We start from the raw sequence: 12,639 nt of genomic DNA on the forward strand, positions 1-12,639 counted from the left end.
GATGTAGGCGGGTTCATCGGACCGCCTCCGACGCCTGGCGGGCGGTGGTTGCGTGCCTGGGCAGGTCTTCGCCGGTGATGCACTCGACCAGGGCGGAGCCGATCAGTTCTGCCACGGGTGGGGTGACGGCGTTGCCGAACAGGCGGACCTTGGCGCGCTTGGAGCGGGCGGCGGTGCGGTAGTCGGGGTCGAAGGCCATCGCGGCGGCGATCTCGTGGGGTTCGAGCATGCGGAACAGCACGTCGTCGATGTCGATCCGGTCGGCCGCGGGCCGGTGGTCGGGGTGGGCCAGGCCGTACCGGTCGCGGGCGGGCAGCGTGCCGACCGGTTCGGTCGCCGGGTGGGCCGTGGTGGCGGTGCCGTAGTAGGGCACGAGCAGCATTTGCTCGTGTCCCGAGGGGAACGTCACCGATGTGTTGCCTTGCGCCGTGACGGTGCGGACGGGTTCTGTGGCGGGGGTCGACAGGTACGCGGCGTCGTCGCGGGCGGTGTTCTGCCGGGTGATCAGGGGTGGCAGGGCGAGGCCGTGGTGGTTACCCGACGCGGTCACCGCGGAGAGCGGGTCGGTGATCGGGCGGGCGCGTTCGCGGTCGCCGCCGCCGCGCATCGGGGTGATGAACGGCAGGGCGGCCACGCCGTCGCATTCGCGTGTGGTCCGGGCGGGCATCGGCTCGGTCCCGGCGTGCGGGCGGGTACGCCAGGTCCCGCCGGCCGGGACGAGGAACGGCGGCACCGCGTATCCGGTCTCGTTGCGGCAGGTCTGGGTGCGTAGCGGCAGGTCGGCGGGGGCGGCCTGTTTGCCGTCGCGTCCTTCCACCGGCACCAGCAGCGGCATCCAGTAGCGGCGGATCCCGGCCCGGATCCGGCCCAGAGTGGCCTCTTCGAGCGGGTCGAGTCCGTGCTGTTGCCGGTCGCCGATCCGGATCCCCGGCAGGGTCGGGTCGATGGCGGCCAAGGCGGGTAGCACCTCGGGGTGTACCTCGCGGCCCCGGCAGGAGGCTTGCGGGCACTGGTAGATGTACTGGGTGCCGTAGCTGCCCATGTCACGGCCCGGCTTCTTCCATACCTGGACCGCAAGGACTTGCCGGTCGCAGGACGGGCACCACGCGGCCGGGCGTAGCCACTTGTCCCAGTCCGGGGTACGGCCCAGGCTGCGGTGCCAGTAGCCGACGAACGCCCGGTTCCGCGACTGCGGTGCGCGGCGTGCCCGGACCGGTTGGGCGTGCATCGAGTTGAACGCGATGACCCGCGTGTCGTAGCCGAGCTTGCGGATCTCGCCGAGCCAGGCGTCCCACTCATGCCACAGCCGGACCTGGATGACGTTCTCCACCATCCCGGCCAGCACCGGGTGTCCCCGCTCGGCCATCGCCGCCAGGTAGCGGGGAATCTCGCGCATGAGCAGCCGGGAACGGCGGTAGTCCTCCTGCCGCTTGACCTGCGCGGCGGTCAGCGGGCGGGCGAGGTCGAACAGGGCCGGTTGTTCGGCGTTGGCCCGGTCGAACTCGCGGCGCACGCCGTTCGCGGTCGTCCACGCCGGGCAGGCCGGGGACGCGACGAAGATCTCCGCATACGGCATCTTGTCGACCGGCAGCTTGGTGATGTCCTCCTGGAAGACCTGCGCGTCCGGGTGGTGCAGCGCGAACGACTCGATCGCGTCCTCCATGTGGTTGGCGCCGGCCGAGATGGACACTCCGGGGATCAGCGACCAGCCGTGGCTTGTTCCGCCGACACCGGAGAACTCGTCGTAGACCCGCAGGCTCATCGCGCAGCCTCCGACATTCGCTGCCGGGCAAGCCGGCGGATCCTGATGAGCTGGCCGAAGTCGCGGATGTCGATCGGGATCGCGCCGGCCTGAATGGCGCGGGTGCGCATGATGTCGACGACGTCGTAGTGGAAGTGCACGCAGACGCCGTCAGGGGCAGGGCAGGTGGCATAGCGGCAGCGGGCCTGGAACCAGGCCAGGCGCAGGCCGAGCCGTGCGGCGAAGGTTTGTAGTTCTTCGGGGGTGTCGGCGGTGAGGTGGGACCAGCGGCCGGTGAGGCGGCCGACCGTAGTAGGGCAGCGGTAGTTGTCGACGTACACGGTCACGGGTAACTCTCCTGTCGAGATTGGGGGTCGGCTCGTCGGCCGGGGCCGTGCCCGAAACAGGTGTTTCGGGCACGACGCTCAATCGGCGAGACGGTCACCGGGCCGCCGTGTTCGGGCGGTTGCCGTTGACGGTCGGAATCGGTGTGGTCGGGCTGTCCGGGGCGAGGTCGAGAACGGCCAGGGCCTGAGCTGCCTCTGCGGTGTTCACCCGTGCGCGGGCGGCGAGCTGGTTCGCGGTGATCGGCAAGCCGTGTTCGGTGCGGTACTGCTCGGCGATCTCACGGGCCTTGACCAGCAGACCGGCGTCGACGGGCATCGGCAGGGACAGCTGTGCGGGCTCCGGCTCAGTGACAGGGGTGTCGGTGGCGGAAGCGGCCAGCGATCCGGCCGGTGTCGTCGGCTGCGGCTTGCGGGGCCGGGGCTTCGAGGTGCCAGCAGCCGGCCGGGTGGCGGTCGGTCGCGGCGGGATGCTCGTCGTGCTCGGGGTGAGCCGGGCGGCAACCTCGGCCGGGGTCGGCACGGGGTCAGTCCGGGTGGCCGACACGGGTTCCGGCGTCGCTGCCGGTTCCTGTCTCGACGCGGGGTTGTCCGCCGGTCGCCGCGCGGTGATGCTCGGCGTCGGGACGGCGGGCGGGGTCAGGGCCTGGACCGTGATGGGGGTCGGGGCCAGGGCGGACAGGGATTGTGATTTCGGAGTGGTCTTGACGTGGTTCGCGGTTTCGAACCACAGGGCACGGTCCCCCCGGCGCCGGACCTCATCGATGATGGTGTCGTCGGCGGTCAGGCTCATCCGGGCCAGCCGCGCGGCGCGGCGGTCGCGGAGCCGGGCGGAGCCGCGCTGAATCTTGTAGTAGAGAGCGGTCATCTGTTGGGTGAGCCGTTCACGGTGAACGGTCTCGACGTCTCGTTCTCCGGGTTCGATCGCCCCGATGGCCAGCAACAGCCGCCGGGGGGTCCACCGCCAGGTGGACACGCCTACGGGCCGCTTGGCGGCACCGCCGACCAGACCGTCCCACCACTGCTTGACCACCAGCAGCGGGATGACGATCCGGAGCACGGCCTCCGCGAGGGAGTGTGATGCCACCGCGGCGACGCTGGACATGCAGGCGGCCACGGTCCAGGCGGTGGTGCCGAACCGGCCGGGCCAGCCGAACGCGCGCATGTGGCGCTTGGCGCGGATCATGGCCAGGGTCAGCAGGGCCTCGAACACGAAGAACAGCAGAAGGGTCAGGCCAAGCGGGAAGTGCAGCCGGTTACGGGTGATCTCCCATACCGCTTCCGAGGACCAACCCAGGCCGATCAGCATGACCAGGTTGGACAGGGCATCGTCCGGCCGGTCGCTCTGCGCGATCTTGCGGACCTTGCGGGCTATCCACAGCAGCAGCAGCGCTGCGGTGATCAGCAGCCCGATCAGTAGGTACTCCCGGTGTTCGGCCAGCGGAGCCAGCCAGCCGGGGATCATGCGGTGGAGGTTCATAGCGCGTCCTTTCCGGCGAGGTCGAACAGCGACGTCGCCCGGTAGGCGGATGTCGGCGGTTCGGGCCTCGCGCGTCGGGCCGCGCGGGTGACCTTCGTGTGGTTGGCCTTGTGCAGGTCTTCGAACTGCACAGGGGTGAGCCGGGCTAGCGCGTCGCGGTCCTCTCCACGCCGCCGCAGCAGCAGCGGACGCACGGTGGCGTTCGTGGGACAGTCGAGAACCTGTTCGGGGTAGCGGTAGCCGCATCCCGGGCACACCGAAGCGGCCGGGATACCGGGGTGGTGGTCGGCGAACACCTGCACGAGGGTCGCCACCGTGACGCCGATCCCGGCTTCGAGAAGCCGGCGGTCCAGAGCGCCGCGGTCGGTCCGCTCGCCGTAGCGCATCTGTGCCGCCTGCTTGGACACGCCAAGCCGGTCGGCGATCTCGGACCATGAGTAGGAGTAGGGCTTGCCGCGCAGACCGGCCACGGCCAGACGCGTCATCGCGTCCACCTCAGCCGACAACGCGGTCAGCGATGCGAGAGCTTCGACGTCCCCGGTGGCGACCCGACGGGCGTAGGCCCGCAGGATGCGCCGCACGAACGCGTCGAACTGGGCAGTCTCCACCTCACGCCGCGACCGCTTCGTGCGTGGTTTCGGCGTCAAGGCGGGCTTGACGGTGTTCTTGCTCATTCGACGTCACCGCCCTGCGAGGGCACGGCGGTCGCGGTCTCGCCCCAGATGCCGCAGGGCGTGAGCAGCGCGGCGATCGCAGCCATGTCGGCGTTTTTCGCGTCGATGGCCCGGAGGGCGTCGATCAGCTCGTCGGCCGATCGTGACGCCGCGTCGCGCAGCACGCGACAGACGTCCTCGACCCGACGACCGCGGGCGTCGTTGAACTCATACGACTCGCTGCCGTCCTCGGCCAGCAGGTACCGGTCGAGGTGCAGCACGGCCTCTTCGAAGTCCAGGAAGCCGGGGTCGTCGAAGTGTTGCGCCGGGGCGTCGACCGGGCCGCCGTAGCAGACCATGCCGATCGCGCCGACCAGGCACGCGGGCGGCGTGAAGCTACCCGACGTGGCGTCGTAGTAGGCGCCCTGGATCCAGCCGTGCCGCTCCAGATACTGGGCGGCGGAGCGCAGGACGCGTGCGACCGTGCCGGGTGCCTCACCCGGGGTGGCTTCCTCCAGCGCCTGCGCCTCGCGTGCGTTCTGCATTCCGGAGAACGCCGTTCGCCAATCGCCGCGCTTCGAGCGCGTTCTGCTCTTCCTGGCTATCGCACTCATGGAGTCATTCGGAATCCACGTCCAGATCACCACCGATCCCGAGTACGAGTCGGTGGAAGGCTTCGTTGTGGCCCCGACGCAGCAGGCGATCATCGCGAACTGGGTCCGCGGCGACGGCATGTGGCACGTCGATGTCACGGGCCGCGCGACAGCGGTACGCCAGTACACCGAAGTGGCCGGCGATGTAGCCGCCCACTCGATCATCCAGGGCCTGAGCCCGACGGTTCGGCTCCAGGCGTTGGCGCATTACCTTGAGCTGGACTGGTCCTGGCTGACCCGCCGGTGCGCGGCGCTCAGCCAGCACGGATCCACACGCCTAGTCCGCACACGAAGCCGCCTGGTTTCACCGGCTGGCCTGGATGCCGCTTGCGCCTTTGTCGGCTCGCTGTCGAACGAACACTGACCTGACCGCCGAATGACCGGCACTCTCCGGAAGGAACGGCCCACGTGAACTCAGCGCACCGCGACCGGGTGGCCCTGTACTCGCTCGGCGGCACGATCGCGATGACGCCGCAGCCCAGTGGGGGAGTAGCCCCGGCCCTCTCCGCCAGCGAGCTGCTCGGGGCAATACCGGGGCTCGCGGAGACAGGCATCCAGGTCGACGTGCACGACTTCCGTCGGCTGCCCGGCGCCTCTCTCACATTTCACGACCTCATAGAGCTCGCCCACCATATTGACCGCCAGATCAGCGATGGTGTGGACGGAGTCGTCGTCACCCAGGGCACCGACACCATCGAAGAAACCGCCTACCTGCTCGACCTGCTGCACACCGCCGACGCCCCCATCATCGTCACCGGCGCGATGCGCAGCGCGACCGCCGCCAGCGCAGACGGCCCGGCGAACCTACTCGCAGCTCTCCGAGTGGCGGCCAGCCCGAGCGCCCGCCGTCTGGGCTGCCTTGTCGTCTTCGCCGACGAGATCCATGCAGCCAGGTACGTCCGCAAGACCCATGCGAGCAGCCTCACGGCCTTCACGTCACGGCCCGGGCCCATCGGCTACGTCGCTGAAGACGAGGCCCACATTCTCCTGCGACCCGAGCCTGGCCCGAAGCCGACCATCGTCGATCAGGATCGGCTGCCGCGGGTGGCGGTCGTCCCAGCCATCCTCAGCGACGATGGACACCTGTTGGGCACCGTGGCCGAGCGAGTCGATGGACTGGTCGTGGCCGCGTTCGGCGTTGGCCACGTCCCAGCCGCGTGGGTGCCGACGCTTGCCGAAACCGCGGCCCGGATCCCCGTCGTCCTGGCGTCCCGCACCGGTGCCGGATCAGTACATACCAACACCTACGGGTTCCCCGGGTCAGAGAAGGATCTCCTTGCCCGAGGGCTCATCTCCGCCGGCGCCCTCGACCCGTACAAAGCCCGCATCCTGCTGAGCCTGCTGCTGGCCGGAAACGCCAGCCGCGCCGACATCGCCACCGCTTTCACGCAGGCTTAAGTAGGTCGCGAAGGTCATTCAGATCGCCGATACCACTCAGGGAGAATTCTGTGCACAGTGCCGAGTTGACCATCGGCCGTACCCTCGGCGTCACTTTCGACCCCGGCGAAGACTTCTTTCCCACGCTGTCGACGTTCTGCAGGACACGGAACATCCGGCAGGGTTACATCCCGATGTTCCTCGCCGCCCTCAGCGAAGCCACGATCGTGGGCGCATGCGACAAGATCGACGACCCCAACGCCCCAGTGTGGAGCCGCGTCCATCTGACCAACGTCGAGGCATTCGGGTGCGGGACCATCGCTTATGACCATGAACGCGACGACATCGTCCCGCACATTCACACCACACTGGGCGAGAAGGCCCGCTCCGCGACTGGTTACACCAGCCACCTCCTTTCCGCAAGGGTGCAATTCCTCGTCGAAATGTTGGTCGTCGAAGTCATCAGCCCCAGCATGACCCGCCCGGCCAACCCGGAGCTGTACGACATTCCCTTGTTGACGTTCGACCACCCAGGGCCGCGGTAGATGGACGGCCACGTACGACCCGGTCCCTGCCCCGATAGGGCACGATGAGCCTATGGACCCCGTAACGCTGACCGGTCGCATCGTCGCCGTGCGTCAGTTCTGCGGCGGCGATGCGACTGACTCGTTTGCCAACGTCGGTGACGACCAATTCACTCGCTGGCGATCCTTCGACAGCCGTAACCTGGTTATCGCCCGGGCGATGCTCGACGGAGCCTCCGCAATCCGCCAGCCAGACGGCCGCGACCGATGAGCCGCGCCGGGAAGTACCGACCGCCCAGCCCTCGCCGCCGACCAAACGAAGACCGTACCTGGAGCGTTGATGACGCGCTCCGCGAATACGTCAAGCTGATCCGCTGGTTCGACACCGGCGACGGCGTCCGCGGCGTCTACCGGTTCTACCAGGACTTCTATCACGGCGACTGGCCCGCCAGCCTGCCGGACGAACCGACTAGATGGCAGCACGCCGAAACGACAGCCGCCGACAGCGCGACAGCGCTGCGCCAGGCCGACCCTGTCTGGTGCGATCCGCCCATGGTCGACTTGTTAGCCGCAGCCGCCGACACCTACCCCATCGAGGCGATCGAGCACCATCATCTGCTCCAACCCGACGGCATTGTCATCTTTGCGAAAACCCTGCCAGTTATCTGGCATGACGAAGCCGGTCATCCAACTGACCAACAGCTAAGCGCCATCTCGTGGGCCGAAGGCCGGTCGACACGGGACGGCCAGCCACTGCTGGGCATTACCGGCTGGCAGCGCGCTGCCGGGGTCTACCAATTCGACCAGCCCAGGTTTGCCGTTCGCTACACCGGGCTGCGGCCAGCAAGCAACGCCATAAGCCCATACGGAGCCGTATTCCCTGATGCCGACGCCGCAGGGCCGCATCGCCTTCTGCAAACCCTTACGGCACTGTGCCACACCACGCTGGTACGTGATCAAATCGCACCAGCGTCCAAGGCTGCCCGCCGGGAGGCGACCCGCGCAGGGCTTACCGACCCACCCATTCGCCGGATCTATTTACGCCGGCCCGAACACGGGAAGCACGAACTCGACGCCGCTCGCGATTCCCACGCAGGTGGCCCGCCTCGCGGCCACTGGGTCCGGGGCCACTGGAAGAATCAGTGGCACCCAAGCATCAGCGAACACCGTCCGATCTGGGTCGCTGGCTACCCTCGCGGTGACTTCACCGCCGGCACGGTGTCCGGTACCAAGGTCTTGATCGCCTCCGACCGCAGGTCCGCTGACGGCCAAAGCGGGGACCAGCGTCCGCGGGCGTGACATCCGACTCGACCCTCGCCGCCGAGTGACCGCCTCCGTGTCAAGTTGACGCCGGACGGTCGGATGGAGCTTCGTGCGAGGCCAGGTGTGGTCCTCTGGTTCAGGGCGGCTGTATGAGGGCGGGTCGGTTGCTGTACTTCCGTGCTGTACTCACCACCACAGACGTTAGCCTGACCCCTCTATCGGGAGGGACGGACGACTTGTCGAGCATAGAAGACGCCCTGTTGCGGCCGGCCCACCTTGTGAGTTCCTCGGAAGTGCTGGGCCGCAGCTGTCCAGTGCCAGCAGCAGCCGGTGTGTACGCCTGGTACTTCGCCCCACCTCCGACCAGCGTGCCGATTGACGGCTGTCACACGGTCGACGGATGGACGCTCCTTTATGTCGGCATCTCGCCAAAGGCGCCTCCATCTAACGGTACTCAGCCCAGCCGACAGACCATTCGGAAGAGGATTCGGTACCACTACCGAGGCAACGCCTACGGCTCGACACTCCGTCTGACACTTGGATGTCTGCTGGCGACCGAGCTAGACATTCAGCTACGCCGGGTGGGGAGCGGAACCCGTATGACCTTCGGACCTATGGGAGAGCGCCGGCTGACAGACTGGATGGCCGGCCACGCACGCGTGGCATGGGTCACGACGGCGGAGCCCTGGACTGCCGAGGCGACAATGATCAAGCAACGGGTGCTGCCTTTGAACCTCGATCAGAATCGGCATTGCGCGTTCCACCAACATCTCTCGGCAGCGCGCGCCGACCAACGTGCAGGTGCCCGCAGTCTTCCCGTGCTGACGGCGACGCCTGCCCGACAGTGAATCGACCGACATCCGGCGTACAGGTCGACTCATCCGTCGCCCTCAAGGTCACGACCGTGGGGGAGGCCCTGACGTGGCACAGCACACTTGGCGTTGCATTGATCAAGGGCCTGGGCGTATCGGAGCCTAAGCGGACCATACGGACCTTGAGCTGCCCTTATAGCGGTGACTGGTGGTCGAAGCTAGTCACCGCTGGTCTACGTCGCACGGCATGGAAACGGCATGATCTTGGGCCTATCGCAGACGCCCGCCCAGCCGGCGACCCTGGACCTATGGATGCCGCCATGCATGCGCACTGGGTCGAAGGAGGCAGTAAGTGGCTTGGCCTGCTGCCAGATGGATTGTCGGCGGTCAACACTTGCCCCCATTAAGCCGTCGTCTTGAGCATGGACGGGTATATTTTCGTCTTGCGTGCGAGCCGTATAATGACACTGGATACTATCGGACTAGTAGTAAGTGACCGCGGTGCTATTTAGAGGGCGTAATAAGCATAGACAAAAACAATCGACAACGCCATCTCGCTCGTCAGCGCGTCCGACGACTGCCCCCTTAGACCTTGTTGAGGAATTTCAAAGGCGGGAGTCAGTTACAAATCGCGTTATCGACAATGCACCGGCAGCGGTGACGCTTATTCTTTTCTCGTTCATGATTCTTAAGATAAACTTGATCGCCAATGGCGACGCCAACACTACACTCGCCTTGCTGGGGCGGGCGAGTGTTGTCCAAGTTGTTGTAGGATCCATCTTGGCTTCGGCCCCCCTGCTTACTGTTGGCATAACCGCCGCCATGATTCACGTTAGAAACCAGGACGATCTCTTAAGCTGGGAGAAGCGTTGGCTGTACGCTAATCTTGCGATCGTTCTTGTGTGGTTGTCCTACATCGTCTCCTGGAGCAGTCTTCTAGGTGTTGCAACTATTGTTGTCCTATTCTTTGCTGTGCCCACGCTCTGGCGCAAGTGGAGGCGGAAGCCAGACAAGCGCAAGCAAACCACTGTGACATGGCAGCATCTTTATGCCAATCCACCCGACGACATTGAGCAACGCTCGTTGATCACGCAGCATAAGAGTCTTTCAAGCGCGAAGTCAGAGGCCGAGCGAGTCGGCGACCATATACAGCTATCAGCAATTTCAGCTCAAACACAGCGCGTGCAAGAGCAATATAGCGAGCGAGTACGGGAAATAGTAAAGGCGGGCAGATCACCGCTTGAGGCTGCCGCCATGGGGGTTGTTGCCGCAGCACTGGTCCCCATTGTCATTCACCTCGTAAATAATGATCGCCCCTGGATGCCCGCTGAGGTGGTATACGGACAAAACAATGATCGCTGGGTGGGATACGTTTTAAGCCATGATGAGCGTGCCCTTGTGCTGTTGCGAGATAAAGATAGGGCTGTCATCTCCATTGACGGTAAGCAGATCCGTGCGCGGATAATCTGCACTCCCGATGGGGCTAGCCTGACTCCAGTAAGGACTCTTTGGCGCGTTGGGGCAGACCTCAAGCCACTCTATGAGCGTTGTCCCGATTTGCCGGCTCCAGCTGTGAAAGCTCCTGCAACCTTGCCGTCACCGTCTGCAAGTGCGTCGGCAGAGCCGAGCCAACCAACTGCGCCGCCGAATTCGTCAGTGCCTAGCGCTCCCGCGGCCTCCAGCACCGGAACGCGTTAGCACCATCCCGTCGGCCTTCGGTCCACACACCGTGGGGCAGACAGGGCCTGCCTGGTCAAGGTGGAGCACCGTACGTCTGACCGACCTTGACCAGGCAGGCCCTGTCTGCTCGGCTTCGCCTGGACGAAGGTTGGCGGGATGACGCCACCCATCCCAGAGGTCAGATTCCCCGCCGGAGGCGTCATGTCACCGCGGACTAGTAAGCCCCGGAACTGCCGGCTACTTCGGCGGCCCGGGGCTTCTTTGTGTGTCGCGCCTGCCGCCGGGCTGGAACCGCCGGGGTGCGCCCGCCGAAGGCTGGGGCGCGGGGTCCCCGAGCGGCGGGCCTCCGGCCCGGCCCTGCTGGGCGGCGCGAGCGGCCTGCGAAGCGGGCCGCCTTGAACTCGTATAGAAATTTTGAACAGCCGAATCTGGTGTGAGAACTTTCTATACATCTTCAAGGCGGCCCTGCGGGCCGCGCGTGGCAAGTCTGCCGGCCGGTCGCGCCTTGCCGCTGCGCTCACGGCGCGACCCGGCAGCTGATCTGAACGGCTAGGAAGCCGCGCCGATCCGCAGATCCAAATGCTGATGTTGGAGGAACGCCTAGCTGGCCGCCTGGGTATGGCCATCGATGTGCATCAGCATTAGCGCGCAGCATCGCCCACTGTGCGTTAGCCCGAAGGTTTCTTGCCTGTCGCTCCTGTTCGCGCCGCTCTTCACTAGCTCGATGAGCTGGATACCTCGCAACTTCTGAAGGATAAATGGCGTGCTAAGCCCGAGCCCTTCGTCACGCTTGTTGAGGTCCGATGCGGTGAATGAAGAACCGCCTTCGCCGCCGTTGAATGCCGCAGCCAGGAAACGGGCGTCAGCGCCCTCGAAGTCTTCGAGTAGCCGTACGAGGATCCTCATTTCGTCAACCTTCGTACCATCCGTCGCGCCGACAACGAACGCGCGGGCGAGAGTCCGGACCTTCCACTCGTCCGCGGTGGTCGCGGCCGAGGCCACAGCCTCTCCTAGGAGTTGGCGTGCCTTCCGTGTTACGCCTTCCTCGGCGAGTAGATCCTCGATTGGTTTCCCGGTCTCGGCTTCGACCGCATCGGCGAAGTCCTCAACGCCCTCTGTGACCCACAAGCGCCGGACTAGCGCCACACTCTCCTCGGTCGCCGAGCCGGCGAGTGCACTGACCGGCACGGCCCAAGCTGCGAGTTCCAGATGGCCGGTGACGACACCAGCTGCAGTCATCAGAGCGGCTACTGCGGGTGAGACGGTGTTGCCGGCCGCACGCTGGACGATCGCGGCGGCACGATCCCCAATTTCGCTCATAGTCTCATTGTCCCGGAGCCCCGCCACCTCAGAAGCAAGCGGGTCAGTGCCTGAAGGTTGCCGTTCCCCGGCCCGGAGAACCTTGCCTCCGGCGGGTAGGGCCTCCGGCCCTACGACCCGGCTGTGGCCTCCGGCGGCCGGGGCTCCGCCCCTGGGCCCCGGCCGCTCTGGGATGTCCACCCCACCTCCGCGACCCTTCGCGCACCAGAGGCGACCAGACCGCGCCCGGGTGGCGAAGGTCGTTCGTCCAGTAGGGCGCTCCACCTTCACCACCCGGGCGCGGCCCGGCAAGGCGAGGCATACGCGACGGGATGCCACTACCGCTGGTCGGCACCCTCTAATTGGGCGAAGTCTGGGAGACGATCTTGCGATCAATACCGCAAGAGCCCACACAGCACCAACTAACACAGCCACGTTTAGCCAGGACTTTCGCACGCTTGTCCTGGTCAACGAATCGTGTTGACCATGCTGGGGGTCAAGACGTTGTCGGTTCATTCGACGGTCGATCTGGGGCCGTCTCTGGGCCGTCTGGGCCGTCACCGGGCCTCCAAACGACGACCAACGTCGACCGCCGACGACTAGCACTGCCGTTCTAATTGCCTGGTGAATGGGCCATGGCAGCGCCACCATCAGCACACCGATCAGGATGTGTGGGTGAACACCGCCTACAACCAGCCGCCGCACCCGAGCTTCTTCATCGGGGCGAACATGGCCACCCCGCCGAGGCCGAACATTCGCCAGCCCTGATCGGCGGGCGCGGCGGCGGGCGAGAGCTGGGCAGACGTCCGCCCG

At 66.2% G+C, this 12,639-nt stretch carries 14 protein-coding genes; 8 read left to right on the top strand and 6 right to left on the bottom strand.

Annotated elements, in window-relative coordinates; genetic code table 11:
* Positions 1-13: 13 nt before the first annotated feature.
* The 5 genes from BJ971_RS16845 to BJ971_RS16865 all read right to left on the bottom strand — a co-directional run bounded on the left by BJ971_RS16845 (position 14) and on the right by BJ971_RS16865 (position 4,763).
* Positions 14-1,762 carry a DNA cytosine methyltransferase gene (locus BJ971_RS16845; RefSeq protein ID WP_184994216.1) on the bottom strand — a complete coding sequence of 583 codons (1,749 nt, stop codon included), beginning with the start codon at positions 1,760-1,762 and terminating at the stop codon, positions 14-16.
* On the bottom strand, positions 1,759-2,088 hold the full coding sequence (locus tag BJ971_RS16850) for a DUF4031 domain-containing protein (RefSeq protein ID WP_184994217.1): 330 nt from the start codon (positions 2,086-2,088) through the stop codon (positions 1,759-1,761). Before BJ971_RS16850 ends, BJ971_RS16845 begins: the two co-directional genes overlap by 4 nt.
* A 94-nt stretch (positions 2,089-2,182) precedes the next feature.
* Entirely contained in the window at positions 2,183-3,565 is a 1,383-nt protein-coding gene (locus BJ971_RS16855; protein ID WP_184994218.1) for a hypothetical protein, read from the bottom strand.
* Entirely contained in the window at positions 3,562-4,239 is a 678-nt protein-coding gene (locus BJ971_RS42165) for a hypothetical protein (protein WP_307837347.1), read from the bottom strand. Before BJ971_RS42165 ends, BJ971_RS16855 begins: the two co-directional genes overlap by 4 nt.
* A complete protein-coding gene (locus tag BJ971_RS16865; RefSeq protein ID WP_184994219.1) occupies positions 4,236-4,763 on the bottom strand; it encodes a DUF6197 family protein in 528 nt (175 codons plus the stop codon). Before BJ971_RS16865 ends, BJ971_RS42165 begins: the two co-directional genes overlap by 4 nt.
* Before the next feature lie 67 nt (positions 4,764-4,830).
* On the opposite strand from BJ971_RS16865, the gene BJ971_RS16870 reads away from it, so the two are divergent.
* From BJ971_RS16870 to BJ971_RS16895, 7 genes are all read left to right on the top strand, one after another.
* Positions 4,831-5,235 (top strand): hypothetical protein, encoded by a 405-nt coding sequence (locus BJ971_RS16870; protein ID WP_184994220.1) that lies wholly within the window; start codon positions 4,831-4,833, stop codon positions 5,233-5,235.
* Between the two features lie 44 nt (positions 5,236-5,279).
* Positions 5,280-6,269 carry an asparaginase gene (locus BJ971_RS16875; RefSeq protein ID WP_275411349.1) on the top strand — a complete coding sequence of 330 codons (990 nt, stop codon included), beginning with the start codon at positions 5,280-5,282 and terminating at the stop codon, positions 6,267-6,269.
* 50 nt (positions 6,270-6,319) lie between these two features.
* Positions 6,320-6,793: a PPC domain-containing DNA-binding protein gene (locus BJ971_RS16880; protein WP_184994221.1), complete on the top strand. Its 474-nt coding sequence runs from the start codon at positions 6,320-6,322 to the stop codon at positions 6,791-6,793.
* A 52-nt stretch (positions 6,794-6,845) separates the two neighbouring features.
* On the top strand, positions 6,846-7,043 hold the full coding sequence (locus tag BJ971_RS16885; protein WP_184994222.1) for a hypothetical protein: 198 nt from the start codon (positions 6,846-6,848) through the stop codon (positions 7,041-7,043).
* Positions 7,040-8,071 (top strand): hypothetical protein, encoded by a 1,032-nt coding sequence (locus BJ971_RS16890; RefSeq protein ID WP_184994223.1) that lies wholly within the window; start codon positions 7,040-7,042, stop codon positions 8,069-8,071. Before BJ971_RS16885 ends, BJ971_RS16890 begins: the two co-directional genes overlap by 4 nt.
* A 113-nt stretch (positions 8,072-8,184) precedes the next feature.
* On the top strand, positions 8,185-8,883 hold the full coding sequence (locus BJ971_RS42515) for a GIY-YIG nuclease family protein (RefSeq protein WP_369076792.1): 699 nt from the start codon (positions 8,185-8,187) through the stop codon (positions 8,881-8,883).
* Between the two features lie 456 nt (positions 8,884-9,339).
* Positions 9,340-10,545 carry a hypothetical protein gene (locus BJ971_RS16895; RefSeq protein ID WP_184994224.1) on the top strand — a complete coding sequence of 402 codons (1,206 nt, stop codon included), beginning with the start codon at positions 9,340-9,342 and terminating at the stop codon, positions 10,543-10,545.
* 582 nt (positions 10,546-11,127) lie between these two features.
* Here the strand turns inward: BJ971_RS16895 and BJ971_RS16900 are convergent.
* A complete protein-coding gene (locus BJ971_RS16900) occupies positions 11,128-11,847 on the bottom strand; it encodes a hypothetical protein (RefSeq protein WP_184994225.1) in 720 nt (239 codons plus the stop codon).
* A gap of 654 nt (positions 11,848-12,501) precedes the next feature.
* Between BJ971_RS16900 and BJ971_RS42520 the strand changes: the two genes are divergently transcribed.
* Entirely contained in the window at positions 12,502-12,594 is a 93-nt protein-coding gene (locus BJ971_RS42520) for a rhamnogalacturonan lyase family protein (RefSeq protein WP_369076791.1), read from the top strand.
* Positions 12,595-12,639 lie beyond the last annotated feature (45 nt).

Origin of the sequence: Amorphoplanes digitatis, assembly GCF_014205335.1 — a bacterium.
Taxonomy (GTDB): domain Bacteria; phylum Actinomycetota; class Actinomycetes; order Mycobacteriales; family Micromonosporaceae; genus Actinoplanes; species Actinoplanes digitatus.